This is a genomic window from Sphingobium sp. B7D2B, from assembly GCF_025961895.1.
In the GTDB taxonomy this organism is placed as follows: domain Bacteria; phylum Pseudomonadota; class Alphaproteobacteria; order Sphingomonadales; family Sphingomonadaceae; genus Sphingobium.
Window position 1 is genome coordinate 1247125 of record NZ_JAOQOM010000001.1, and the last position, 26519, is coordinate 1273643.

21 protein-coding genes are annotated in these 26519 nt (G+C 64.7%); 13 read left to right on the forward strand and 8 right to left on the reverse strand.

Annotated elements, in window-relative coordinates:
• Positions 1-20: 20 nt before the first annotated feature.
• Entirely contained in the window at positions 21-875 is an 855-nt protein-coding gene (locus tag M2341_RS05615) for a hypothetical protein (protein ID WP_264584547.1), read from the reverse strand.
• A 254-nt stretch (positions 876-1129) separates the two neighbouring features.
• Here M2341_RS05615 and truB point away from each other — a divergent pair, with 254 nt between their 5' ends.
• The 12 genes from truB (at position 1130) to M2341_RS05675 (ending at position 18088) form a co-directional block, all read left to right on the forward strand.
• The gene (gene truB, locus M2341_RS05620; RefSeq protein ID WP_264585993.1) at positions 1130-2128 is read left to right on the forward strand and encodes a tRNA pseudouridine(55) synthase TruB; all 999 of its coding nucleotides are present in this window, start codon (positions 1130-1132) and stop codon (positions 2126-2128) included.
• An 18-nt stretch (positions 2129-2146) separates the two neighbouring features.
• A complete protein-coding gene (gene rpsO / locus M2341_RS05625; RefSeq protein WP_181558998.1) occupies positions 2147-2416 on the forward strand; it encodes a 30S ribosomal protein S15 in 270 nt (89 codons plus the stop codon).
• 268 nt (positions 2417-2684) lie between these two features.
• Entirely contained in the window at positions 2685-5015 is a 2331-nt protein-coding gene (gene pnp, locus M2341_RS05630; protein WP_181558999.1) for a polyribonucleotide nucleotidyltransferase, read from the forward strand.
• Between the two features lie 180 nt (positions 5016-5195).
• Positions 5196-5969, forward strand: a complete 774-nt coding sequence (locus tag M2341_RS05635) for an HpcH/HpaI aldolase family protein (RefSeq protein WP_264584548.1) — start codon at positions 5196-5198, stop codon at positions 5967-5969.
• Positions 5970-6159: 190 nt separating this feature from the next.
• Positions 6160-7137 (forward strand): ABC transporter substrate-binding protein, encoded by a 978-nt coding sequence (locus tag M2341_RS05640; protein WP_264584549.1) that lies wholly within the window; start codon positions 6160-6162, stop codon positions 7135-7137.
• A complete protein-coding gene (locus M2341_RS05645) occupies positions 7134-9092 on the forward strand; it encodes a nuclear transport factor 2 family protein (protein WP_264584550.1) in 1959 nt (652 codons plus the stop codon). Before M2341_RS05640 ends, M2341_RS05645 begins: the two co-directional genes overlap by 4 nt.
• A 3-nt stretch (positions 9093-9095) precedes the next feature.
• Positions 9096-9998: a hypothetical protein gene (locus tag M2341_RS05650; protein WP_264584551.1), complete on the forward strand. Its 903-nt coding sequence runs from the start codon at positions 9096-9098 to the stop codon at positions 9996-9998.
• A 22-nt stretch (positions 9999-10020) separates the two neighbouring features.
• Positions 10021-10875, forward strand: coding sequence for an amidohydrolase family protein (locus M2341_RS05655; RefSeq protein WP_264574702.1), 855 nt, complete (start codon positions 10021-10023; stop codon positions 10873-10875).
• A gap of 9 nt (positions 10876-10884) precedes the next feature.
• Complete coding sequence (locus M2341_RS05660) at positions 10885-11247, forward strand: twin-arginine translocation signal domain-containing protein (protein WP_264584552.1); 363 nt, start codon at positions 10885-10887, stop codon at positions 11245-11247.
• A gap of 135 nt (positions 11248-11382) precedes the next feature.
• The gene (locus M2341_RS05665; protein ID WP_264584553.1) at positions 11383-13947 is read left to right on the forward strand and encodes a TonB-dependent receptor; all 2565 of its coding nucleotides are present in this window, start codon (positions 11383-11385) and stop codon (positions 13945-13947) included.
• Between the two features lie 60 nt (positions 13948-14007).
• Positions 14008-14913, forward strand: coding sequence for an amidohydrolase family protein (locus tag M2341_RS05670; RefSeq protein WP_264584554.1), 906 nt, complete (start codon positions 14008-14010; stop codon positions 14911-14913).
• A gap of 190 nt (positions 14914-15103) precedes the next feature.
• A complete protein-coding gene (locus M2341_RS05675) occupies positions 15104-18088 on the forward strand; it encodes a TonB-dependent receptor plug domain-containing protein (RefSeq protein ID WP_264584555.1) in 2985 nt (994 codons plus the stop codon).
• Positions 18089-18226: 138 nt separating this feature from the next.
• On the opposite strand, the gene M2341_RS05680 is transcribed toward M2341_RS05675, so the two are convergent.
• From M2341_RS05680 to M2341_RS05710, 7 genes are all read right to left on the reverse strand, one after another.
• Positions 18227-19162 (reverse strand): 3-keto-5-aminohexanoate cleavage protein, encoded by a 936-nt coding sequence (locus M2341_RS05680; RefSeq protein WP_264584556.1) that lies wholly within the window; start codon positions 19160-19162, stop codon positions 18227-18229.
• 8 nt (positions 19163-19170) lie between these two features.
• Positions 19171-20628, reverse strand: coding sequence for an NAD-dependent succinate-semialdehyde dehydrogenase (locus tag M2341_RS05685; protein ID WP_264584557.1), 1458 nt, complete (start codon positions 20626-20628; stop codon positions 19171-19173).
• 8 nt (positions 20629-20636) lie between these two features.
• Positions 20637-21104 (reverse strand): nuclear transport factor 2 family protein, encoded by a 468-nt coding sequence (locus M2341_RS05690; protein ID WP_264574709.1) that lies wholly within the window; start codon positions 21102-21104, stop codon positions 20637-20639.
• A 119-nt stretch (positions 21105-21223) separates the two neighbouring features.
• On the reverse strand, positions 21224-22174 hold the full coding sequence (locus M2341_RS05695) for a helix-turn-helix domain-containing protein (protein WP_181559011.1): 951 nt from the start codon (positions 22172-22174) through the stop codon (positions 21224-21226).
• A gap of 99 nt (positions 22175-22273) precedes the next feature.
• Positions 22274-23011 carry an SDR family NAD(P)-dependent oxidoreductase gene (locus M2341_RS05700; protein ID WP_264584558.1) on the reverse strand — a complete coding sequence of 246 codons (738 nt, stop codon included), beginning with the start codon at positions 23009-23011 and terminating at the stop codon, positions 22274-22276.
• Positions 23008-24321, reverse strand: coding sequence for an MFS transporter (locus M2341_RS05705; RefSeq protein WP_264574711.1), 1314 nt, complete (start codon positions 24319-24321; stop codon positions 23008-23010). The genes M2341_RS05700 and M2341_RS05705 overlap by 4 nt, the downstream gene beginning before the upstream one ends.
• Before the next feature lie 12 nt (positions 24322-24333).
• Positions 24334-25488: an iron-containing alcohol dehydrogenase gene (locus M2341_RS05710; RefSeq protein ID WP_264584559.1), complete on the reverse strand. Its 1155-nt coding sequence runs from the start codon at positions 25486-25488 to the stop codon at positions 24334-24336.
• Between the two features lie 377 nt (positions 25489-25865).
• Between M2341_RS05710 and M2341_RS05715 the strand changes: the two genes are divergently transcribed.
• Positions 25866-26393 (forward strand): helix-turn-helix domain-containing protein, encoded by a 528-nt coding sequence (locus M2341_RS05715; protein WP_264584560.1) that lies wholly within the window; start codon positions 25866-25868, stop codon positions 26391-26393.
• The last annotated feature ends 126 nt before the right edge of the window (positions 26394-26519 follow it).

The window sequence follows — 26519 nt, forward strand, 5'->3', positions numbered from 1 at the left end:
ACAGAGTCATTTCCGGTCGATCACGGCCTGCCCGCAGCACCGGCAGGACGCTGCTCGTATGAGATTCGGATGCGCACCCATTGGCCGACCAGCACCTTGCCACCGACACGGGGCGGGCGCACGCGGAACTGCCATGCGGCGGCCAGAATCGCGCGGTTGATGTCCGATCCATTGGGATATTCTGCCACCGGCACGCAATCGGCCACGCGATAATCGGCAACCGTGCGGCAGGCAATCATGCCCCAGCCCTGGCTGCGCGCGGTCGAGAGATAGCCACGCAATTCCTCGGGATAAGGCTCGCGATACCAGCTGGCGGCGTAGAGCGGTTCGCCATTGGGACCAGTGCCGTCGACCAGCGGTGTATCGGCTGGTTGTCCGGTGTTCGGTGGTCCCATGGGCGTTGCTGGGCGGGCGGGGGCCGGCGGGGCGGGGGCGGCCGGGCGGATCGCGCGAAGATCGACAGCCGCCATCTGGTCCGGCTTCATCTCGATGAAGGCGGGCTTGCGCGGCGCCGGCGGTGTGACGATCGGCTTTGGCACGGGCTGCTTGGGCGGCTGCGGTGGCTCGGGGACCGGCTCGGGTTGTTGCTCCGGTTCGGGCTTGGCTTCCTCGGGAACCGGCTCGGGTTCAGCCTGCTCTGGCTCGGCCTGTTCAGGTTCGGGCGCCGGGTCGGGCGGGATTGCGACGTCGAATGTCAGGACCTTTTTGTCGGGCGCTTCGCGGGCTTCGAAAGGGGAGGGAGCAAAGGCGATGAGCGCCAGCACGATCAGTCCCTCCACCACCAATGCGAGGAGAAACGCCGTCGCGCGCTCGCCAAATCGGGTCCGGGCCCGTCCGGTCAGACGCTGGAAGCCGGAGCGGATGCTGTAAATCAACGGACCTCAACTGCATTGGCACCGGACTGGGCGTGCCGGGCGGGGGCGCAACCCACCCTTGCGCCTATAAGCATGCCTATGGCTACAATATGAACAGATCAAGGCACGCGATGAACAGATCAAGGCACGCGATGAACAGATCAAGGCACGCGCGCCGGCCCTTGCGGCCAGCGGGGCCTGACAGGCGCTATATGCCTCGCTATGGGCAGCCGATGAACGATCCCGACACTATGCCTGACACCGGGCCCAAGCCGCTGCATGGCTGGCTGATCCTCGACAAGCCGCTGGGCCTTGGCTCCACCCAGGCGGTGAGCGCCGTCAAGCGCGCGCTGCGCGAGGCCGGCCTGCCCAAGGCGAAGGTCGGCCATGGCGGTACGCTCGATCCGCTGGCGACAGGCGTGCTGCCGGTGGCGGTGGGAGAGGCGACCAAGCTGGCCGGGCGAATGCTGGACAGCGACAAGATCTACGACTTCACGATTTGCTTCGGCGCGCAGACCGACACGCTCGATCTGGAGGGTGCAGTAATCACGACGTCGGATGTGCGGCCGACCTTGGCGCAGGTAGAGGCGGTGCTGGCGCAATTCACCGGCCCGATCGAACAGGCCCCGCCAGCTTACAGCGCGATCAAGGTGGACGGCCAGCGCGCCTATGACCGGGCGCGGGCGGGCGAAGAGGTGGAGATGAAACTGCGGGCGGTGACGGTGCATGGTCTCTCCGTCAGCGCCCCCACCTCCGTTCGTGTCGAGCGAAGTCGAGACACCGCGGAGCTGGGCGAAGGCATCTCGACTTCGCTCGATGCGAACGGGACGGGGGGAGGCCTCAAGGATGAGCAGGCCGCCAGCGAAACCCTTGAAGCCGTCACCCTCACTGCCCATGTTTCGAAAGGCACCTATATCCGCAGCCTCGCGCGGGACATCGCGCTGGCGCTCGGTACGGTCGGGCATGTGACGATGCTGCGCCGGGTAAAGGCCGGTCCGTTCACCCTGGATCGGGCTATTTCACTGGACATTCTGAGCGATGCTGGTAAAGGGCGCGCCATTGCGCAGCATATGTTGCCATTGACGGCAGGGCTGGACGACATCCCGGCTCTCCCCGTCACCTCGCAGCAGGCGATGGCCTTGAGACAAGGCCGGACACTGCCCGGGGACCCTCGCAAGCAAGGGCTCATGCTGGCAGCCGAGGGCGATACGCCTGTGGCGCTGGTGGAGGCTTTGGGCCCGGAAATCCGGGTCGTGCGGGGCTTCAATCTCTGATTTTGGAAAGGAATGACGATGTCGATTACGGCTGAACGCAAGGCGGAACTGATCAAGGACAATGCCCAGCAAGAGGGCGATACCGGTTCGCCGGAAGTGCAGGTTGCGATCCTCACGGAGCGCATTTCCAACCTCACCGAGCACTTCAAGGGCCACCACAAGGATAATCACAGCCGCCGCGGCCTGCTGATGATGGTCAACAAGCGTCGTTCGCTGCTCGACTATCTCAAGAAGAAGGATGCGGGGCGCTATACCGCTCTCATCGCGAAGCTCGGCCTTCGCAAGTGACCCAATCGTTCGGCCCGCTTCGGCGGGCCGTTTACGTATTGCGTCATCCCCGCGCAGGCGGGGATCCAGCACGAGACAGGCGCGGGAGCGCCGTCCAAGGCTGAGATGACAGAACTGGACTCCCGCTTTGGCGGGAGTGACGAGGAGGGGATGGCACTTCGGCCAACCTCTTTGTGGGACGCAAGACTAGTCCCGAACCGCCGCGGGCCGGCTTAGCCCGCACTGCAGCCCCGCCGCGCAATAGGGCCGGTGGGTGGAAGGAAAACCAATGTTTGATGTGAAGACAGTAGAAATCGAGCTGGGCGGAAAGACCCTCAAGCTCGAAACGGGCCGTATTGCCCGTCAGGCCGATGGCGCGGTGCTCGCGACCTATGGCGAAACGGTTGTGCTGTGCGCTGTCACCGCCGCCAAGTCGGTGAAGGAAGGGCAGGACTTCTTCCCGCTCACCGTTCACTATCAGGAGAAATTCTCGGCCGCCGGGCGTATTCCGGGCGGCTTCTTCAAGCGCGAGCGTGGCGCGACGGAAAAGGAGACCTTGGTCTCCCGCCTGATCGATCGCCCGGTGCGTCCGCTGTTCCCGGAAGGGTTCTACAACGAGATCAACGTGATCGCGCAGGTTCTTTCCTTCGATGGCGAGACTGAGCCCGATATCGTGGCGATGATTGCGGCTTCCGCTGCGCTCACCATTTCCGGCGTGCCGTTCATGGGGCCGATCGGCGCCGCGCGCGTCGGCTACAAGGATGGCGAGTACCAGCTCAACCCGAGCCTCGATGAAGTAAAGACCGGTGAGCTGGATCTCGTCGTCGCCGCGACCGACACGGCCGTGATGATGGTGGAATCGGAAGCCAAGGAGCTCTCCGAAGACGTCATGCTCGGCGCCGTCATGTTCGCGCATGATGCTTCGCGCAAGGTCGTCGATGCGATCATCCAGCTCGCCGAGAAGGCCGCCAAGTCGCCATGGGAGATCGACCTCTCCGACAATACGGCGGACATGAAGGCCAAGCTCAAGAAGCTGATCGGCAAGGACATTGCCGCCGCCTACAAGCTGACCGACAAGTCGGCCCGCTCCGGTGCCCTGAACGAAGCCCGCGCCAAGGCGAAGGAAGCGTTCGCGGCTGAGGGCGCGCAGACCCAGATGGTCGCCAACAAGCTCATGAAGAAGCTGGAAGCGGAAATCGTTCGCGGCGCCATCCTCAAGGACGGTCAGCGTATCGACGGTCGCACGACCACGCAGATCCGCCCGATCGAGGCGATGGTGGGCTTCCTGCCCCGCACGCACGGCTCGGCGCTGTTCACGCGCGGCGAGACGCAGGCCATCTGCACGACCACGCTCGGCACCAAGGATTCCGAGCAGATGATCGACGGTCTGACCGGTCTTTCCTACGAGAACTTCATGCTGCACTATAACTTCCCGCCCTATTCGGTCGGTGAAGTGGGCCGCTTCGGCGCGCCCGGTCGTCGTGAAGTCGGCCATGGCAAGCTCGCCTGGCGCGCGCTGCACCCGGTGCTGCCGAGCAAGGACGAGTTCCCGTACACGATCCGCGTGCTCTCGGACATCACCGAGTCCAACGGTTCCTCCTCGATGGCGACCGTCTGCGGCGGTTCGCTCTCGATGATGGATGCCGGCGTGCCCCTGAAGCGTCCGGTCTCCGGCATCGCCATGGGCCTGATCCTGGAAGGCAAGGACTTTGCGGTCCTCAGCGACATTCTGGGTGACGAGGATCACCTCGGCGACATGGACTTCAAGGTCGCCGGTACCTCCGAAGGCATCACCACGATGCAGATGGACATCAAGGTCGCCGGCATCACGCAGGAGATCTTCGAGGTCGCGCTGCGTCAGGCCAAGGACGGCCGAGCCCACATTTTGGGTGAGATGAGCAAGGCGTTGGGCGAGGTCCGCACCGAACTCTCGGCTCATGCCCCCCGCATCGAAACGCTGCAGATCGACAAGAGCAAGATCCGTGAAGTCATCGGCACGGGCGGCAAAGTCATTCGCGAGATCGTCGCGGAGACCGGCGCCAAGGTCGACATTGACGATGAGGGGCTGATCAAGATCAGCTCGTCCGACGTGAACCAGATCGAGGCGGCCAAGGCCTGGATCCTGGGCATCGTCGAGGAAGCGGAAGTCGGCAAGGTCTATAACGGCAAGGTCGTCAATCTGGTCGACTTCGGCGCGTTCGTGAACTTCATGGGCGGCAAGGACGGCCTCGTCCACGTCTCGGAAATCCGCAACGAGCGGGTCGAGAAGGTGGCGGACGTCCTCAAGGAAGGCCAGGAAGTCAAGGTCAAGGTCCTCGAGATCGATCCGCGTGGCAAGGTGCGCCTCTCCATGCGCGTCGTCGATCAGGAAACCGGCGAGGAGCTGGAGGACACCCGTCCTGCCCGCGAACCGCGCGGTGACCGTGGCGACCGGGGTGATCGCGGCGACCGTGGTCCGCGTCGTGACGGCGGTGGCCGTGGCGACCGTGGTCCCCGTCGGGATCGCGGTGGTGACCGTGGCGGCGAGCGTGGCGAACGCGGCCCCCGCCGCGAGCGCAGCGATGATGACGGCCCGGCGCCCGAGTTCGCGCCTGCCTTCCTGAAGCGCGACGACGACTGATCGCCTTCAAAGCGAGATTGAGAGAAGCCCCGCAGCGATGCGGGGCTTTTTTCATGTTCACGGTCCGAGCGGGCGTTGCAGCTCTGCAAAGTCTCCGAGCCGTTCGAGACAAGCGGCCGCCGTCGGCCTGCGCACAGTGGCTTTTTGCGCACCGGTGCAGTGGATCGAACAGGGCGGTCAGTGGAGAATTTCGTAGACTATGCGCTGGAGCGGGCCGCGCAGGGCCGGGGCCTGTTGGGAACATGGGTCAAGCTGCCGTCGCTGGAGACGCTGGAGCTGATCGGCCATGCCGGCTTCGATGTCGTAGTGATCGACATGGAGCACGCCCCGCACACTCTCGAGCGGGCCTACACGCTGATCGCAGCTGCGCAGGCGATGGGCATGGCCGCGCTGGTGCGACTGCCAGATCATAGCGGATCGCCGATCCAGCCTCTGCTGGATGCTGGCGCGGACGGCCTGCTGGTACCGCGCATCGCCGACCCTGAAGATGCCCGCGCGGTGTGCCGCAAAATGGTGTTCAGTCCGGCTGGGGAGCGCGGTCTCGGCCTTACTTCGCGCGCCGGTCGCTGGGGCCTGGCGCCGATCCCGGACTATGTCGCGCGGGGCGACGGGCAGTGCCTGCGCATGATCCAGCTTGAGGACTGGGCCAGTCTGGAGCGGACGGCCGAGTTCGCGGCGGTCGAGCATGTGGGCGGCATTTTCATCGGCCATGGCGACCTGTTTCTCTCCAGCGGCAAATCGGCCGCGCATCCCGATGTTGAGGCGCTCACCGCCGGCATGCTCGCCGCGACCAAGCAGGCGGGTCTGCTGTCTGGCGTCGCCGTCGGCGCCGCGCAGGAAGCCGCGCCGTATCTGGCGATGGGCTTCTCACTGGTGATGGTGAGCAATGATGCGATGATTTTCGCGCACGCTGCGGCGCAAACGGTGCAGGCGGTGCGGGGAGGGCTGGATTGAGGCGAGCGAGGCGCAGCCCAGCCTGCGCTATTTGTCCTCGACGGAAGCCAGTTTTTCCTCGCGCGGCATCAACGCGCATTTGAATTGCGGCCCGCCAGCGTGGGCGCCTAGCGTGAATGAATAGGGCCGGGCCAACAGGTTGCGGTGTTGAGGAGGGATGACGGTGCGCACAATCAGGAACACTCTCGCAATGGCGGCCATGCTCGCGGCCGGCGCGCTTCTTCCCGCGAGTGCCACAGCCAGGGATGAGGGGAAGCCGGGCCCCATTGCCGTGTACGGCAATATCCAGACCTTCGAGATCGCGCCCGTGCTCCTGGCGGCCAAGACTTTCTATCCCGATGCTGCCACGGTGAAGATGGGCGGCATTCCCAATCTGGTTGGAGAGCCGATCATTGCCGGCTTCGGCGAGGAAGGCGTGGCGGATGTCGCCACGCATGCCGAAACGCAGGCGCTGCGCTACTCGGTCAAGCATCCCAATCTGCGCATCATCCTGCAGGTGACCGAGGGGCAGTATCGCGTTGTTGCGCGGAAATCGGCGGGGATCGCGACCGTGGCCGATCTCAAGGGCAAGCGCGTCGCGTCGATCCCGCAGACGTCCTCGGGCTATTTCTTTCACAAAATGCTGGCCCAGGCTGGCCTGTCCTATGACGATATCGAGGTCGTCCGTACGCCCGGCCCGCTCAGCGAGATGACCAAGGCGCTCGCCGAACGGCGCGTCGATGCCGTGATCATCTGGGAGCCGGAGAGCGAGAACAGCGCGCGCGCCTTGGGTAACGACCTGATCGAGTTCAGCGGCGATGGCGTTTATGCCGAGCAGTTCAACCTCAACAGCACAGCGGAAAATCTCGCCGATCCGGTCAAGCGCAAGAAGATCGTCCGCTTCGTCCGCGCGGTGATCGATGCAGCAGCGGCGCTCCGCAAGGACCCGGCGGCGGCGCAGGCCCTCGTGGTGGAGCGGGGCGGCCATTCGGTGGAGGAAGTGCAGACGGCCTGGAAGCACCACGCCTTCAACGCTGATTATCCTGCCGACCTGCTCGATATCATGACTGAGGAAGAACAGTGGCTGGCAGAGCGTGACAAGCGCCCGGCACGGTCGCGCGCGCAGCTTGCGACGCTGATCGACCGTAGCGTGTACGAAGAGGCGCTGGCGCTGGAGCCGACGACGTGAGCGAGCCGGGGCGCATGATCCTCTCGCGACGCGCGATCCTGCTCGGGAGTGCGGCCACGCTGCTGGCGGGCTGCGCAACGTCACGGATGGCCTCAGCGGGGGCGGGCGGGGACGCAGCGGAGCTGACCGCGCGCCTCGCGGATGTCCGCGCGATCCGCGAGATCAAACGCCTCCAGCATGTCTGGGCGCATTATGCGCAAGCCGGCCAGTGGGCCGACATGGCGCGCCTGTTCGCCGCTGACGGCCTGTGGACCGACGGCACGCAATCCGTGACAGGCCGCACACCCATCGAGGCGCATCTGCGCAGCACGATGGGCGGCGACAGTCGTGGACTGCCGGCAGGGCATCTCAATCTGCGCCTGTTCCTCAGCCCGGTCATCACCCTCGCGCCCGACGGCCAGTCTGCGCGCGGACGCTGGCATGAGGTGGCGATGACGGGCGTGAACGGCCAGTCGGCTGGCTGGGCCGGCGGCATTCACGTGATCGATTATGTCCGGGTCTCCGGCGACGCTGGCGGCATGGGTGGCTGGGCAATTGCACGGATGCACTATCACCCGCAATTCGCCGGCCCCTATGACAAGGGCTGGACGCATGTCGCGCCCAGCGTGCCGATGGTGCCGTTTCATTATACGCCGGATCAGGCCGGTAATCCGTGGGGCGCCAAGCGTCCCGCACCGAGCCCGCTGCCGACCCGCGAGATCGCAGCGCAGGCCGATCTGCTGGTCTCACAGGGGCTGGTGCAGAATCTCCAGGCTGCGTTCGGCTTCTACCTCGACCGCAAGATGGACGACGACATTATCGATCTGTTCACCGAAGATGCGCTGATCGACATTGCCGGCACGGGACAGTTTGTGGGCCAGGCCGGGGTCCGCCGCGCCCTCAGGCTGTTCGGCGAGGCCGGGCTGAAGACAGGGGAATTGAACGACCGTCCCCAGCTCATGCCGGTCGTGACGATGGATGCGGGCGGGCGTAGCGCCACGGTGCGAAATATCGAGATCGGGATGACCGGTCAGCATGGCGGTGAGACCTATTGGTCGGCGACGATTCAGGATTTCACCTGCGCGCGCGGAGACGATGGCCGCTGGCGTATCACGGCGCTGCGCCGCGTGCCGGTGATGCGCGCGGCTTATGCAAAAGGCTGGCAGGCGCCGCTTGCGGCCGGTTTGCCCGGCGTGGCTGCGGCGCGACCGGACAGGCCCTCGCAACTGGCCGACGCCTCCTATCCCGGCCATCGACCAGCACCAGCGCGCTTCGCCGATGCGCTCGCGCCTGCGCCGTCCTTTGCCGGCACCGGAGACGCAGCGACACTGCTCGCCCGCGCGGCCGCCTTCGATGGCGCGGAAAACATCGCCGATGCCTATGGCTATTATATCGACGAGTTCCGCTGGGACAACACGGCCGATCTCTTCGCCACCGACGGCTGGAAAGAGCTCTCCTATATCGGCACCTATGTCGGGCGGGAGCGTGTGCGGGGGTCGCTGTTCGGGCGCTACGGCAATGCCGGGCGCTCGGCGGCGTTCATGGCCATCCACCAGAAGACGCAGCCTTATGTCACCGTTTCGGAAGACGGGATGCGCGCCAATATCCGCCTGCGCTTGTTCCAGTTCAACAGCGCCGCCAAGGGGCAGGGGTCGTGGATTTCGGGCATCTACGAGAATCAGGCTGTGGTCGAGAACGGCATCTGGCGCATTCACGGCATGGATCTCGATTATGTCTGGCTCGCCGATTATGCCGGCGGCTGGGCCGCGATCGTGCCGGGCGCCAGTGAACGCTATCGCCCCAAGCCCGAGGATGTCGCCAAGAACCCGCCGGATGGCCCGCTGCGCGGCGTCACCTTCGCGCCTTATCCCGCCATCGCGCCAATGGGCTTCCATTTCGCCAATCCGGTGAGCGGCCGCGCTCCCGAGACCTTCCTGCACTGGTCGGACGGCCGCCGCGCCGCCGCCACGGAGTAATTCATGTACGAATCCGACGATCCCCGTTCCCGCCTCTCGACTGCCGCAGCCGGGGGAGCCGCGCCGGCCAGCGCCTTCGGGGCCTCCACTTACGCCCGCTTCTATGAAGAAGCCCCACAGGAGACGGCGCCCGGCCTCAAGACCTGGCTCACGCGTGGGCAGAATTTCGTCGTCGCTTACTCGCAGGCGGAAGAAGGCGTGGTGTTCGACCGATCCGGTCAGGTCGACGAATATGTCCTGCTGCTGCCGGATGCGCAGAGCGCAGTGACCATCGAGATCGACGGCGTGGCGCACGAGATTGCCGGCAACAGCATCAACTTCGTGCCGCCGGGCGATAGCCGCATCACGGTCCGCTCGGCTGGCCAGATCGTCCGGCTGTTTTCGCTGGAGGCGCAAGATCTGCTTGCGCGGGTCGTCAATCCGCAGGCCTATGCCGGGCCGCATCCGCAGATTCCGCCGTTCCAGCCGTGGCCCGATCCGGTCGACGGGTTCAAGCTGCGCAGCTACAGTCTGGATGTGCCGGACGAGCCAGGGCGCTTTGGCAAGATCTGGCGATGCACCACCTTCATGGTCAACGTCTTCCCGCCGCAGGGGCCGCGCGATGTGACCAAGCTCTCGCCGCATCATCACGATGATTTCGAGCAGTGCTCCCTGGCGCTGGAGGGCGACTATATGCACCATCTGCGCTGGCCATGGACGGCCAACCAGCATGACTGGCGCGACGACGAGCATGAGCGCTGCGGCGCGCCGTCGGTGTGCGTCATTCCGCCCCGCGTCATCCACACCTCCGCGCCGTCCGCGCCCGGTCGTAACGTGCTGGTCGATATCTTCTCGCCCCCGCGTGCCGATTTCTCGGACATGCCCGGCTGGGTGCTGAACGCGGATGAGTATCCGCGCGCGCAATGATGCAGTCGAGGAGGGGGACGAGATGACATCCTTGACCGATGACGCGGTGCGCAATCCTATCATCGATTGCCATGCCCACATCTTTTCGGCGGACATGCCCGTCACCAGCGGCGCGTGGATCACGCCGGACTATGCCTTTACGGCGGATGACCTGCTCGCGCGGATGGATGCGCATGGCATCCATTTCGCGGTGATTTCGGCGCTCAGCATTTCGGGCAGCTACAATGACTATCTGATTTCCGAACTGCGCCGGCATAAAAGGCTGCGCGGTACCGCGATCGTTCCCCCGGGCACGGATTTCTACGTGCTGGAGCGGATGCGCGACGATGGCATCATCGGCATCCGGCTGCAGCTCGCCCGCGCCGAATATCATGCCGATTATCGCAGCGACGAATATCGGCTGCTGTTTCGCCGCGCCCGCGATCTTGGCTGGCATGTCCATGTCGCCATCGAGGGACAGAACCTGCCGCCGGTGCTCGATGCGCTGGTGGAAAGCGGGGTCGACATCGTGATCGACCATTTCGGCCATCCCGATCCGCAGGCGCCGCTCGATTGCGTCGGCTTCCGCGCGATGCTCGATGCGGTCGACAAGGGACATACCTGGGTCAAGCTCTCGGGCGGCTTCCGCCTGCCGGGGCCGGAAGCCTGGCGCGACGATCCCGATGGCGACCTCGAAAGCCTCGCCCAGCATGTCGCGGAACATCTGGTGGCGCGCGTCGGCACCGATCGCCTGCTGTGGGGCAGTGACGCGCCCTTCGTCGGCTACGAACGCCGCATCGGCTACGAGCAGGTGCTGGCCAGCTACCGCCGCTGGGTGCCCGATCCCGCTCAGCGCGCCCAGATTTGCCGGACTGCACTCAAGCTCTATTTTTCCTGATTGGAGACCATGATGCCCAACACCCAGCTTTCCCGTCGCGGCTTCATCGGTGCGAGCGGCGGCGCCATCGTCGGCGCGGCCATGGTGCCCGCCGCCCTTCAGGCAGCCGAAGTGCCGGTGCTCCATGCCGATGGCATCCATGATGATACCGATGCGCTGGAGGCGCTGTTCGCCGGTCGGCAGGTGCGGGTCGCGCAGAAGGACGTCGTGGCGCGCTATGAAAACGGCACCGTCCGACTGATCAACGGCCGTTACCTCATGAGCCGGCCCGTGCGCGCGCATGGCGATGCCGCGGTCTATACCGGTCACTGCACCTTCCGCATCGGCGAGGGGCCGGCGCTGCCTTATCCGGAACTGCAACAGTTCGCGTGATGAACGCGGGTTCGTAAACGGCATATGCCGGGCAAGGCGTCGTTCAGTGCCGCATCCGGCAAGATTGGATGATGGAGCCCCTCTAGTGCTCCCCCCGAGGCCAGACATGGCTGCACCAATTCGGGAGGGGATGAGATGAAGAGGACTTTCGGCAAGCTTTCAGCGTCCGCGCTGGCGCTGTGTATAGCGCAGACCGGCCATGCGCAGGTCACTGAGGCGGACGGCGCTTCCGAGCGTGGAACCGGGATCGCGGACATCGTCGTTACGGCGACCCGCCGCGCGACCAACCTGCAGGATACGCCGATTGCGATCTCGGCGCTGCCGGCAGACGCGCTGATGGAGCAGGGGCTGACCAACGTCGCCGAAATGTCGCGGGTCGTTCCCAACGTCTCCTTCGAGAAGTCGCAGGCGGCATTCGGCCCCGGCATGAGCGCCTTCATCCGTGGCATCGGCTCGAGCGAGACCAATCTGTCGGGCGAGGCGGGCGTCGCCTTCTATATCGACGATGTCTATTATCCGCTGGTCTTCGGCTCCATGTTCGATCTGCTTGATCTGGAGCGGGTAGAGGTGCTGCGCGGCCCGCAAGGCACGCTGTTCGGCCGCAACTCGCTGGCCGGCGCCGTCAACCTCACTACCCGCCGCCCGGTGCTGGGCGAAGCTTCGGGCTATGGCGAGTTCACAGTCGGCAGCTATGACCGCCGCGAGATGCGCGTCGGTATCAATCTGCCGCTCGGATCGACCATGTCGCTCTCTGTCTCCGGTCTGGTCAAGAAGATGACTGGCTACCAGCGGCAGCTCGATTTCCGCTGCGAAATGATCCGCCGGGGCACGCCTCAGCTGGCCGGTCTGTTCCCGACTGCGGATGCCGGCCTGCTCAACAATTCCGACATCAATCCGCCCAAGGATTGCACCATCGGCCATCTGGGTGGTGAGGATGTGCAGGCCATCCGTGGCCAGATCTACTGGGAGCCCATGCCGCGCCTCAAGATCACCGCCGCGCTGGATTATCTCCAGGACAATTCGGAGGCGGCCATGGATAGCGTCGTCGCCATTAACCCGGCCGTCGCAGCCGGCCGCTCCGCGGTCTCGACGCTGTTCAACCGCTGGACGGCACCGGGCGGCCCGACCTTTGCTTATGATAGCCGCTTCATCACCGGCGACCCTTACACGACCTTCGCGACCTTTGCCGATCCGATCGCGGCTGGCACCGCTATTCCCGGCAACACATTCTACAGTGGCTCGCCCTTCCGCGGCGGTATCACGCACCCCAGCAACGTTCCGCAGACCAACTGGGGCGGCAACGCGCGGATTGAATATGAGATCAGCGACAGCATCGATGTCGTCGGCATCGTCGGCTATCGCCGCTATGATGGCGTGTTCGGGTTCGATGTCGATGGTTCGCCCGTCGCCATGGAAAACAATCGCAATGATGTGTTCCAGGACGACTGGACCGGCGAAATCCGCCTGATCGGCAAGACCGGCTGGGTCGACTGGGTGGCCGGCGCCTTCTATTACTGGGCGGATGGCGAACAGCGCTTCTCGGGCACGTCGCCGTTCAACAATACGCAGCGTTACCTTTGGAGCCGCTACACGCCGGAAAGCAAGGCAGTGTTCGCCAACGCCACGCTGCGGCCCTTTGGTGACCGCTTTGGCCTGACGCTCGGTGGGCGTTTCTCCAAGGACAAGAAGGGTGTCGATTATCGCAGCGTGCTGGATGGCACGACGGCCACCTCGACGCAGTTCACCATCTCGCCCACCGGCCAGACCGTCTTCAACTTCGACATCAAGGATGAGCGGTTCGACTGGAAGGTCGGCGCGGATTACAAGCTGAGCGAGCGCACGATGATCTACGCGTCCGTGGCCACCGGCGCGCGGCTGCCGGGCTTCAATGCCCGTCCGCTGCAGCCGAGCCAGGTCGCGCAATATCCGGGCGATGAAACCCAGTCGTACGAACTGGGCGTGAAGACCGATCTGTTCGACCGCATGCTGCGGATCAACGCTGCGGCCTTCTATACGGACTACAAGACCCGTCCGACAAGCGTCTCCGGTCAGGAGTATCAACTCGGGGCGAACGATCAGCCTTTGCCGGGCGGATTCATAGAGATTCCAAATCCGGTCAATGCCGAATTCACCACCTGCCGTCCGTTGACGCAAGCGGAGATCAACGCCGGCACCCCGGGCTATGCCTGCGTCGGTCGCACCTTCTACCAGAACACGCCGGGCAAGGTGAAAGGCTTCGAGCTGGAGCTGGATTTCCGTCCGGTCGAGGGCTTGGCGGTCGGCGGCTCGATCGGCTACCACAAATTCTCGTCGGCCGATCTTGATGCCCGCCCGGCCGGCCAGAACCGGCGCCCGGTGGCGATCCCCGAGCTCAAGGCCAATGCCGGCATCCAGTATGAGTTGGATGCGCCGGCTCTGCAGGGCACGGTCACGCCCCGTGTCGACTGGTTCTACACCGGCAGCCAAGTCTACAGCCCGGACCGCGTAGAGTATAATCAGGACGGCTATTCGCTGGTTAACGCCCGCCTGACCTACGCAAACAAGGAGTATGATTTCTCCATCGCAGCGGGCGTCACCAACGTCTTCAAGCAGTTCTACTGGCGCAACTACTTCATCTACCAGGCCATCGGCTATCCGCAGATCAACGGCCAGCCGGGCGCCCCGCGCGAGTGGTATCTCACCCTGAACAAGCGGTTCTGATCGGAAGGCGGGCACGTGCTCGCCACCGATCATCAAGCATAGGCGAGAGGAACAAGGTACATGCAGATCATCGACGGTCAGATCCACGAACCCCATATCGGCGGCGGTATGCGCGCCGCCAAGCCCGAAGGCGAGACGATCACGCCGCAGCTTGAAGAGTTCATCAACGTCGAGCTGGCGCGCGAGGCGATCGATTGCGTCGGCGTCGACAAGGCGATTATCTATGCGGGCCGGGCCTTTAACGAAGCCGCGGTGCGCTACTATCCGGACCGGTTCGGAGCGGTCGAAGTGTTCGACCATGCGGCGCCCGATCTCGAGCAGCAGATGGCGGCTTTCAAGAAGAAGCCTGGGATGCTCGCCACGCGCGTGCTGTTCACCAATTACGGGCAGGTCTGGCGTAAGCCGGGCGCGCAGATCGCGGTCAGTCCGCTGGTCAAGCAGGGCGCGTTCGACCGCTATTTCGCTTACGGGGCCAAGTATAAGATCCCGATGTTCGTCGGTGCCCATGAGTTCGGTCACGAGGCCGCCATCTATGCCGAGCGTCACCCGGACATGAATATCATCATCGATCACTACGGGGTCACCCAGTCGATGATCGCGCCGCCCAAGGACCGCTGGGCGAACCTGCCCAAGCTGCTCGACATGGCGCGCTATCCCAATGTCTATGTGAAGCTGTGCGGGATGCCGATCATCTCCAAGGAGGCCTATCCCTATCACGATATCTGGCCGTACATTCACAAGATCCTGCACGCCTTCGGCCCGGAACGGTGCCTGTGGGCCAGCGACATGACCCGGCAGCGCTGGGGCACGGAAACGCCGCCGGGTCCCAACGGCTTCCCGCTCCGCAAGGACTGGAAGCCCTATGCGGACGCGCTCTACAGCCTGCTCCACACCAATGAGATTTCGCAGAGTGACAAGGAGTGGATTTTGGGCGGCACGATCAAGCGTGCGCTCAACTGGGCGTAAGAGCACCGCAACGTACCGATGACATCAGAGCCGGACGATGCCGTCGTCCGGCTCTGTTTGTGCCGAATTCGGCATAAGCTGGATCACTTGGAGATAAGAAGCGGCCCGTTGCGCAATGCGATGGTCCGCATGACATCGCGCCCGGCAAAGGTCGTGCGCGCAAAATATACATAAGGGGGAGGCCGTACGAATGACTTTGAAAGTGAAAGGACGCGGGGGCGCGTCGCATTTGATGTGGGCGGCACTGCCGGCGGCGGCGTCGCTGTCGATGCCGGCTCAGGCGCAGAATGGCAGCGGCGCGGAAAGCGCGAGCGAGCCCTCGATCGTCGTCACGGGCACGCGCATCCGCAACAATGCCTTTAACGAGCCGACGCCCGCGACGGTGTTCGGCATCGAGCAGACTGAGAAGCTGGGCATCGTGAATGCCGGCGATATCGTCGAGCTGATCCCGCAGAACACGGCGTTCCAGTCGGACGCGACCGCCGGCATCACCGCGGGCGCGAATGTCGGCGCTTCCTATGCGAACCTGCGCGGGCTCAACCCGGATTCCGGCACGCGCACGCTCACGCTGGTCAATTCCCGTCGCTTCGTGCCGACATCGGATGGCGGTGCGGTTGATCTCAACCTCATTCCCACCGCGATGATCAAGCGCGTGGAGACGGTGACGGGCGGTGCATCGGCGGCTTATGGGTCGGATGCGATTGCCGGTGTCGTCAACCTCATCCTCGATACCGAGCTTGAGGGGCTACGTGGGCAGGTGGATTATGGCCAGACCTTTCGGGGCGATGGGAAAGGCCATCATGGCTCGCTCGTCTATGGCACGCGCGTCGGCAGCCGCGGCCATATCGTCATCGGCGGCGAATATGAGAAGAAGGACGGCATCGGCGATTGCTCGCTTTCGCGCGACTGGTGTGCGGAAAGCTACGACGTCTTCGTGAATGCCAACAATGTGCTGGCCAACGGCTCGCTCTCGGGCTTCGATCGTCCCGGCACGCCGGGCTATGGTCTGCCCAACTTCATCATCGGCCCCAATTCCAAGCAGGCGTTCAACGATGCGCGGGGCGTCGTCCGCAACCGTGCGCCCGCTGCGCCAGCGGCGCGCAACATCCGCTTCAATGACGACGGCACCGGCATCGTGCAGTTCGATCCCGGCACATACGTCCAATCGTCGCAGACCGGGCCGCGCCAGGGCGGTGACGGCGAATCGACCTATGCAGATTCCGACATCCAGACGCCGGTCGAGCGATTCGTCGGCTACCTCTCCGGCAAATACGACCTGTCGGACACGGTCGAGGCCTATACCGAAGTCACCTACGCGCATCGCTCCGCCTCCAACAGCGGCGTGACAGCCGGCCCACGCTCGACCTATTTCGTGCAGCCGGACAATGCCTTCCTGCCAGCTTCGCTCAAGACGCTGCTAGCGGGCACCCAGTTCAGCCTAGGCAAGGATGTTGATGCGCAGATCCCGGCGCTCAACTCGGTCACCGCAGATGTCTGGCGCGCGGTGTTGGGCGTCACCGGCGAGATCGGTGGCGATTGGAACTGGGACGTCTATTATCAATATGGCCGCAACAAGCGGCATCAGTCGGCCCGCTATTCGCGCGTGAACACCGAGTTCCAATACGGGCTGGACGCCGTGGTCAATCCGGCGACCAACCAGATCGTCTGCCGGGAACTGCTCAAGGCCAATCCCAATCCGCGCGCGCAGGGCTGCGTACCGATGAACCTGTTTGGTCTCGATAATCTCAGCCAGGCGGCCATCGACTACGCCTACCGCCCGGTGGTGGAGGACTTCCTCTATACCCAGCATGTCGCTGCCGCCTCAATCAGCGGCTCGCTGTTCGATGGCTTTGGCGCCGGGCCGGTCGGCGCTGCCACGGGTGTGGAATATCGCAAGGAAAAGGGCGATGTGACCCATGGCGATATTCCGAATTACACTGACTATGCCTTCACCTTTGGCCTGGATTATGGCGGCACCATCGAGGTGCTCGAAACCTTCGGCGAAGTGAGCGTGCCGCTGTTGGCGAACCGTCCGTTCTTTGAGACGCTGGAGCTCAACGGCGCCGTACGCTGGACGCGCAACAAGGCGTCGGATGCGTTCACCAGCGAGGAGAAGACGACCGAGGCGGTGAGCTACAAGCTCAGCGGCATCTGGGAAATCGGCGGCGGAGTGCGCCTGCGTGGCTCGCGCTCGCGCGATATCCGCGCTGCGGGCTTCCGCGAGCTGTTCCAGCGGCAGGTGGCAACGGAGGAAGGCTCATCGCAGGGCATCGTCGACAATCCGAATATCGCGGGCGTCGGCAATGACGATCCGACCCCGATCCTGAATGGCGGCAGCTTCGCGCTGACGCCGGAAAAAGCGGATACGACAACGGCGGGCATCGTGTTCCGGCCCGTTTTCATTCCGGGCCTGCGCATGTCGGTCGACTGGTATCAGATCGCAATCGAGGATGCCGTCAGCCGGCTCGGCGGCCAGCAGATCGTCGATTTCTGCGATCAGTTCGACATCTTCTGCGATCGGATCACCTTCGTCTCGCCGACCAACATCTCGTACATCGACGCCCGGCAGGTGAACCTTGGCAGCATGACCGTGCGCGGCCTCGATTTCGAGTTCGACTATACGCTGCGCCTGTCCGACCTTTCGGCCGATTGGGGCGGGGCGCTCAACCTGCGCGTGCTGGCCAACCACCAATATGACTTCAAGGTGCAGGCCGATCCGACGACGCCGGTGATCGATTATGCCGGGCAGACCGGGCCGGTGAGCAGCGGCGGCAACTTCAACCCCGCGCCCTCGTGGATCGTCAATGCTTTCCTGAGCTATGATAGCGGGCCGTTCAACGCCACGGTGAGCATGCGCCGGATCAGCTCAGGCATCTACAATGTCGAGCGGGTGGGGCCGGAAGATGAAGGCTACGACCCGACGCTGCGCAACAGCATCAACACCAACCGCGTGAAGGGAGCGAGCTATTTCGGCCTCGCCATGTCCTATGCCATTCCGGTCGGAAATGGTGGGAACAGCATCGAGGTCTTCGGCGCGATCGACAATATCTTCGACAAGAAGCCGCCGATTGCGCCGGGTGGTGGTGGCCTGGGTGGCTCCAACTATCCGACCAACCCGGTCTATTTCGACACGTTCGGGGCGCGTTTCCGGACCGGCGTGCGGGTCAAATTCTGATCTGACGCCAGCGCTGCAGATGCGAGCCGGGCTTCCGAAAGGAGGCCCGGCTTTCCTTTGTCGAAATGCCCGCCCGGCCATTCCGGCCGGGCGGGCACCCAAAAGCGATGGACGTTGAAGGGAGGCCGAAGCCTCGGCTCAGAAGCCGACGGCGCCGCCGCCCTTGAGGCCCAGCAGCGCACGGGCTTCGGCAGGCGTTGCAATCTCGCGGCCCAGGGCTTCGATCACGAGGCGGATGCGCTCCACCTGCTGCGCGTTGGAGGTGGCGAGCTCGCCCTTGCCGATAAACAGGCTGTCTTCCAGCCCGACGCGGACATTGCCGCCGAGCAGCGCGCTCTGGGTGCAGAAGCCGAGTTGATGGCGGCCCGCCGCGAAGGCCGAGAACACATAATCCTCGCCGAACAGACTATCGGCCATGGTCACCATATGGGCGAGATTGCGCGGGTCCGCGCCTATGCCGCCCAGGATGCCGAACACGCCCTGGATAAGGAAGGGCGGGTCGATGAGGCCGCGGTCGGCAAAATGAGCGAGCGTGTAGAGATGGCCGATGTCATAGCATTCGAACTCGAAGCGCGTGCCGAATTCCCGGCCGACTTCCAGCATGATGCGCTCGATATAGGCATTGTCATTGTACATGATCCGCCCGCGCGCGCCTTCGACATAGGGCTGCTCCCAGTCGTGCTGCCACTGGGTGACCCGCTTGGCCGCGCCGGAAAAGTCGAAGATCAGCGGCCCCATGTTGAGCGAGCACAGCTCGGGCCGGGCCTGCTTGGCGCCTTCCAGCCGGTCATCAAGCGACATGGTGGCGCTGCCGCCAGTGGAGATGTTGACCACCGCGTCCGTCGCCTGCCGGATGCGCGGCAGAAAGGCCATGAAATCGGCCGCGCGGGGGCTGGGGCTGCCGTCTGCCGGGTTACGCGCGTGCAGGTGCAGGATCGCCGCGCCTGCCTGCGCTGCGCCAATGGCGGCCTCCGCAATCTCGTCCGCGCTCACCGGCAGATGCGGCGACATGGAGGGTGTGTGGATGGAGCCGGTCGGCGCGCATGTGATGATGACCTTGGCGTGTTTGCGCATAAGCGGGTCTAAAGTCCTGCGTGACAGAGATATTTGAGGTTTTGATATTCGGCGAGGCCGTGGTGCGAGCCTTCACGCCCGAGACCCGACTGCTTGACGCCGCCAAAGGGCGCATAAGGCGTCGAGATGAGGCCGGTGTTGATGCCGACGATGCCGCTCTCCAGATCCCGCCCTACGCGGGCAATCGTCGCCGGATCGCTTGAGCAGAGATAGGCAGCGAGGCCAAAGGGCGTGTCGTTCGCCAGCCGCACGCCGTCCTCCACGCTGGCAAAGCCGATGACGCCGGCCAGCGGTCCAAAGGTCTCCTCCCGAGTCAGCAGCGCATCCGAGGCAACGTCGCCAATCAGCGTCGGCACCGCGATGCGCCCGCCCGGCGATGCGCCCCCGGCAATCAGACGTCCGCCATGGCGCAGCGTATCCTCGCGATGCTCGTCGATCTTGGCAATGGCGCGATCGTCGATCATCGGGCCGACATCGATGCCGTCTTCAAAGCCGTCGCCGGCCTTCATCGCCGCGACCTTGCTGCCGAAAGCGTCGAGGAAGCGGTCGCGGATGCCGTTCTGCACATAGATGCGGTTCGCCGCGACGCAGCTCTGGCCGCCATTACGGAACTTGGCGACCATCGCCGTTTCGACGGCGGTGTCGAGGTCGGCATCATCGAAGATCAGCAGCGGCGCATTGCCGCCCAGTTCGAGGCCGAGGCGCTTGATCGTCGCGGCGCAGGCTTCCGCCAGCATTGCGCCCACCGGGGTCGAGCCGGTGAAGGAGAGTTTGCGGACGATCGGCGAACCGGTCATCACCGGGCCGATGGTCTTGGAATTGCCGGTGACCACGCTGAACACGCCCGCTGGGACACCCGCTTCTTCACCCAGCTTGGCGAAGGCCAAAGCAGTGAGCGGCGTCAGCTCGGCCGGCTTGGCGACCATGGTGCAGCCGGCGGCCAGCGCCGGCCCGACCTTGCGCGTGAGCATGGCGAGTGGAAAGTTCCATGGCGTGATCGCCACGCACACGCCGATCGGCTCGCGCTCGACCATCAGGCGGCGGCCAGTCACGGGGGCAGGGATGATCTCGCCCAAAGAGCGGGTTGCCTCATCGGCGTAGAACTCCAGGAAGCCCGCGCCATAGTCGACCTCGGCGCGCGATTCCTTGAGCGCCTTGCCATTCTCCAGCGTGATGAGCCGGGCGAAGTCCTCCTTGTGCTGGATGACCAGCTCATACCAACGCCGCAGGATCGCGCCGCGCTCCTTGGCGGGCCGTCGTGCCCATAGCGGAAAGGCGCGGTTCGCGGCGTCGATGGCCTCAGACACTTGCGCTTCGCTGACGCGCGGCACCTGTCCCACGGTCCCGAGCGTATAGGGATCGTCGACGGCGATGGGGTCGCCACTGCCATCCACCCATTTGCCGGCCACATAGGCCTTGGAAAGCAGAAGATCCTTCTCGTCGAGTTCGCCGCGCTGTCTGCTCATGGGCCTGCTCACTTTGCTTCTTGATCGTCCAGGTTCGGATTTGTGATCGGGGTATCACTTTCGAACAAATGCTCGAACCGGCGATAGGTGCACAGCCAGCGCCCGCCGGCGCCGCGAACATAGCGGTCGGTCGCCAGCGAGATCGTCACCGGCGGATGGGTGGGGAGGGGGCGCACGCCATCGGCGGCATAGAGGAACAGGTAATTGGTCGCTTCCGCGCTGTCCGGCCCGGTGAACCATGCCCGGAAGTTGGTGAAGGCATGGACCGCGAGCCGCTCGCCGCGTTCGGCGCGCCAGTCATAGAATTGCTGGATCTTCGCGCGGCCGTTATAGGAGGCGAACTGGCCGTGGAAGACGGCATCCTCGGTATAATAATCCGAGGCCTTGCGCCCCTTGTTGGTATCGATCTCGTGCCAATATTCGGTCAGCTGCAGCGACAATATCTGGTTCAGATCAAGCACTTCCCTGGCAACCATTGCGTCTTCCGTCCTCCATGTCTCGCCTGTCGGCGTGGAGACCGGGCTGACATAGAGGTTGCGCCGCCGCTTGCCCGGGCGGGCAGGATGACTTGCTCAGGAAGGCGCCGGTCGGCTCGTCAGTTCGAGCCCGCCCGCCGGTAATCGCGCGGCGCCATGCCGAAATGCTCGTGGAAGGTGCGGGTGAAATGCGCCGCGCTGTTGAACCCCCAGGCGAAGGCGATCTCGGTCAATGTATGCCCGGCCCAGGCAGGGTTGCGCAGTTGCTTGCCGCACTCTTCTAGCCGCCGCCGCACGATGTAGCTCGACGCCTTCTCCCCGCGCGAGGCGAAGAGCGTGCGCAGGTAGCGCGGCGAGATGCGCAGCCCCTCGGCGACGCGTGCGGGCGTCAGTTCCGGGTCGCGCAGATTGTCCTCGATGTAGCGAATGACTTCGCTCTGTCGGCCGAGCATCACCGCCGAGCCTTCCGGCTGCTCGTCAAAGCCCATCGCATAGGCCGTGGAGAGCATTTCCAGCACGTGGCGAGCAAAGCGGCCGTCATGATCGGAATGGAAGCCGCTCTGCACCTGCGTATTGAGGTTCTCCAGCATCGCGGACATCACCGCGGTCAGCCCCACCTCATGATCGAGCTTGAGGCCGCAGAAGCGCTCGGGCGTGGGCAGGTGCTTCTTGATGAGGCCGGCATCCACGCGCAGCATGATGATCATCGAATTGTCGCCGAGCGTGAAGCTGTGCGGTGCCGCGCTGTCGCACAGCACGAAATCGCCCTGATCGAGCTGGGCCTGATGCCCGCAATGGTCGAGCACGCTGTTGCCGCGCGCCTGCATGAGGAAGGAGTAGAGGCGCGGCGCGCCGGGGCGGATGTGGTTGCGCGTCCGCTCGATATGGCTGCGATTGGCCGCGATGCTGGCGAGTTGGATCGGCCCGAAATGGCTGAGGCTGAGCCGCGCGGCAAACTCGTGCCGGTCCGCGGGCGTGAAGTTCACGCGATTGAGCTGCTGCGAATAGAGCTTTGTCCATGCCGCCGCGCGCGTCGATATGGGGAAGGCTTCAGTGCTGTAGGATTCCATGCTTATCCTCTCCGCGTGCCCTCTGTCCTTCTATCGAGGCGTCCCGGCCGCTTTCCTTCAGGGTCAACCATTTCAAGGCGCTTTGCAAGTTTCCCATCGTCACACGCCGCCGGAAACGGCGAGGTTCGCGCCATTCACAAAAGAGGCGTCGGGCGAGAGCAGGTAACGGACCGCCTGCGCGATCTCGTCCGCCTGGGCCGCGCGCTGCATCGGCACGCGGGCGGCGCCGGCGGCCAGCCGCTCGGCGCTCAGCATGTCCGTGGCGACCGGGCCGGGGGAGACGCAGTTGACGCGAATGCCATCGCCGCCGACTTCCCGCGCCAGTCCGGTCATCAGGCTGTCGAGCCCGCCCTTGGATGCCGCATACCAGACATATTCCCCGGCCGAGCCATAAGCGGTCGCCCGCGACGAAATGAAGACGATGCCGCCGCCCGCGCCGCCGCGCGAGAGGGCCATGCGCCGCACGGCTTCACGCGCGGCCAACATCGCGCCGGTGAGATTGACCGCCGTTACGCGCTCGAGGGTTTCCGCCGAGACCTCCGCCAGGGGAGAGGCCTGGCCGGTGATCCCGGCGGAATAGACGAGCGCGCCGATCGGCCCCAGCGCCTGCGCTTCGTCGAACAGGGCAATCAGATCGGCCTCCCGCGCGCTGTCCGCCTGCACCGCGTGGGCCTGACCGCCGGCACTGGCGACGCTCGCTGCGACGGCCTGCGCCGCCGCTGCGTCACGCGCATAGCTGAACACGACATGGTAGCCGGACGCCGCGAGCAGCTGGACGATGGCGGCGCCGATGCCGCGGCTGCCGCCGATGACGATCGCAATTGGGGGCTGGCTCATGGAGCGGTTGCCTTTGCCTCAATGGGTTGGGGGGCTTCGTCCCGACCGAAGTCATCCAGTGACTGCAACGCGCGGCCGGCGGTCTCGGGCAGCATCAGCGTTGCGATGAGGGCGCACAGGATGCCCCCCATGCCGACGATGGCCATCGCCGCGCCCAGCGGGATGATGGCGGCCACCAAGGGTACGGTCATGATGAACAGAGCGCTCGCGGCACGGCCGAAATTATAAGCAAAGGCCTGTCCGGTGCCGCGCAGTTCGGTCGGGAACAATTCGGTGAAATAGGGGCCGAAGCTTGCATAGATGCCGAACTGGAAGAAGCCGTAGACGATGCCGAACGGCACGAGGAACCAGACATTCCCGCCCCATGGCCCGAACAGATAGATGGCGGCGGAGATCACGAAGCCGAGGCCGAACAGCCGGAAGGCGTTGCGGCGCCCGACAAAGTCGCTGATCGCGGCGTTGAACAGAAAGCCGAAGAAGCCGCCGACGCTATTGAACATCACGCACAGCCCGGCCATCGCGATGCCGATACCGCGCTCATTGGCGAGGAATACCGTCAGGTAGCTGCTCACGGCATAGCCCGCGCCCTGCGCGCCGACGGCCAGCAGCGAGGCCAAAATGGTGATGCGGACAACCTTGGGCCGGAAGATGCTGGTGAGGCTGGTGCGCTGTCCGGTCTCCTGCGCACGCTGCTGAGCCTGCTTGAACAGATCAGAATCGTCGGACCCACGCCGGATGAAGAAGATCAAGGCGGCCGGAATGATGCCGACAAAGAAGGCGAGGCGCCAGCCGATCTCGGGATCGAAGGCGGAGGCGAAAGGTCCGGCGATCAAGGCTGCGAGACCGGAGCCGACTGCCGCGCCGCTGTGCAGCGTGCCCAGCGCCTTGCCGCGATGCTTGGGTGAGACGATTTCGCCGAGCAGCACCGCGCCGACCGCCCATTCCGCGCCGAAGCCGATGCCTTGCAACACGCGCAGCACGAGCAGTTGCTCGAAATTCTGCGCAAAGCCGGAGGCGAAGGAGAAGAAGGAGAACCACAGGATAGTGAGCTGCAGGATGCGGGCGCGGCCATAGCGGTCGCACAACCAGCCGCCGATCCAGCCACCGATCGCCGCCGCGAAATAATTGGCGCTGGCGATGGTTCCGGCCTCGGTCAGCGAGATGCCAAGACCAACGATGAGCAGCGGGATGAGATACTGATAGACCAGCCCATCCGCGCTATCCATCGCCCAGCCGGCGCTGCAGGTCCAGAACACGCGGCGGGTCTTGCGGTCCGCGCCGCGATACCAGGAGAAGAGGTCGGCTTTCATGGGGTGTCGGTCCTATAGCGCAGCTTCGTAGATGGCGCGCGCATCGGATTCGGTGACCTCGCGCGGATTTCTGATGAGCAGCCGTTGCACGGTCATGGCGGCGGCGGCCATCTTGGGCACCGCGTTGGCGCCGATGCCGAAGGCGGACAAGTGTCGCTCGATGCCGATGGCGGCGGAAAGGCGCTCGATCTGCGCGATGCCGGCCAGCGCATCCGCCTCGTCATCGCCGGTCCGCGCCACGCCAAGGGCGGCAGCGACCTGAGCGTAGCGAGCGGGGGCCGCAGGCAGGGTGAAGCGCAGCACATGCGGCAGCAGCAGCGAGTTGGCGACGCCATGCGGGATGTGGAACTCGCCGCCGAGTGGATAGGCCAGGGCGTGGACTGCTGCGGTATTGACCGGGCCAAGGCACATGCCGCCAAGATGCGCCGCACGCAGCATGGCATCGCGCGCCGCCAGATCGGTGCCGTCCATGCAGGCGCGTTCGAGATGGCCGGCGATCAGCCGGATGCCTTCGAGCGCCCAGGCGTCGACGACGGGATGGGCAAAGCGGTTGGCATAGGCCTCGATGCAATGCGTAAGCGCATCCAGCCCGGTCGCGGCGGTGACGGCGCGGGGCATTGAGACGGTGAGTTCGGCATCCAGATAGGCGAAATCCGGCACCAGATGATCGCTGACCACGCCCTTCTTCAGTTCCGCCGCCACGTCTTCCAGAATGGCGATGGGGGTGACTTCGCTACCGGTGCCGGCGGTGGTCGGGATGCAGGCGAGCGGAATGGCGCGGCCTTGGAGGAGGCCTGTGCCGATGACGTCATCGATGCCCTGCGCGCCATCCATCAGCGCGGCGACCAGCTTGGCGACATCCATCGCACTGCCGCCGCCCAGTCCGATGATGAAGCCGGCTTGGCTCTCGCGCGCCGTCGCCATGGCAGCCTCGAAATCGGGGAACGTCGGCTCGCCGGCAATGGCATCGAAAATCGTGGCGGCGCAGCCGGCTTTTGTCAGTTCGGAGGCGAGTGCTTCGCTGAGCGCACGCAGGGGGCTGCCGGAGACGATCAGCGCGCTTGCGGCCCCGGACGCGACGACATCGGCGGCGCAGGCCGGCAGAAGACCGGCACCGATGCGCACCGTGCGGACGTTGCGCAGGCTCAAAAGCTGTTCAGATTGCAAGGCTCACCTCTCCATCCCATCCCGTCTCTCTCTCGGTAGCGCGCGGCGTGCTGTCTTGATCTAGGCGGCAATATGCTTTGCCGCGCTCGTATCGGCACTTGGTGGCGGAGCCAAAGGGCGAAAGGGGCAGGGCTCCGCGCGAGCCGCGGGCTGACGAAGCGCGCCCGGCAGCGGTGCTAACCTCGCCGCGCCTTTTCGACTCCGAAATGGAGGCAATTGATGGAATGCCGGGGGCGGACTGGGTTAGCGTCTCCTGCTCGATCGACAGGAAGGAACCCATGTCACGCTCCGGCACCTTGCAGGGCATAAGACCGGTGCCGCACCGCGCTATCGCAGGCCGCCCAATGACGTGTCCGCGTTGACCGTGGAGCGGCGGGGTGACGGAGCCAGATCGATCCGGCCAGGCGCGCCGTCATCGTGCGGCCCGGCTGATTCAGGAAGCTGCAGACCGCATCGAGGCCGCGCGCCATCTGCTTGAGATGGAGCAGGAGGTTGCAGAAGGGGCCGGTGCGACGCCCTTTGCCAATGGCGCGTTGCCGGTTGGGCTGCTCAGTCACGCGAACGAGCCGATGGCAGTTGCCCATCTGAATGCGGCCTTGGGACTGCGGGGCCATATCTGTTCGCGCGTGCTCCTGCGCCTGATTGCCGAACCGGACCGACTGGTCCCGCTCGAGGAACTTGCGTTGCTCCTGGACCGCGGCGCGATGTCGCGTGCGGCGATCAAGGTTCACATCTCAACGCTGCGGGCTGCGCTCAGCGAAAAAGGCCTCGCCGGATCGGCGATCGAGACAGGCCGCCGGAGCTATGCCTTTCGCGCGGCAATGCTGCCGGCGCTGTCCAACATCCTCGAAGCGTGCCGTTTTGGTGCTGATTCCGGCAGGAACGAATCAAAACGGGACAGATGAGGTGGGCCCCCATCGCATCGCTCCATCGACCCGTCCTTTAGCGGTTGACTTCCCGTGATCACGGCGCACAAAGTGAAGCTCGCATAACATAATGTTGCCTTAGAAAGCCAAAAAGGCTTCTAAAAT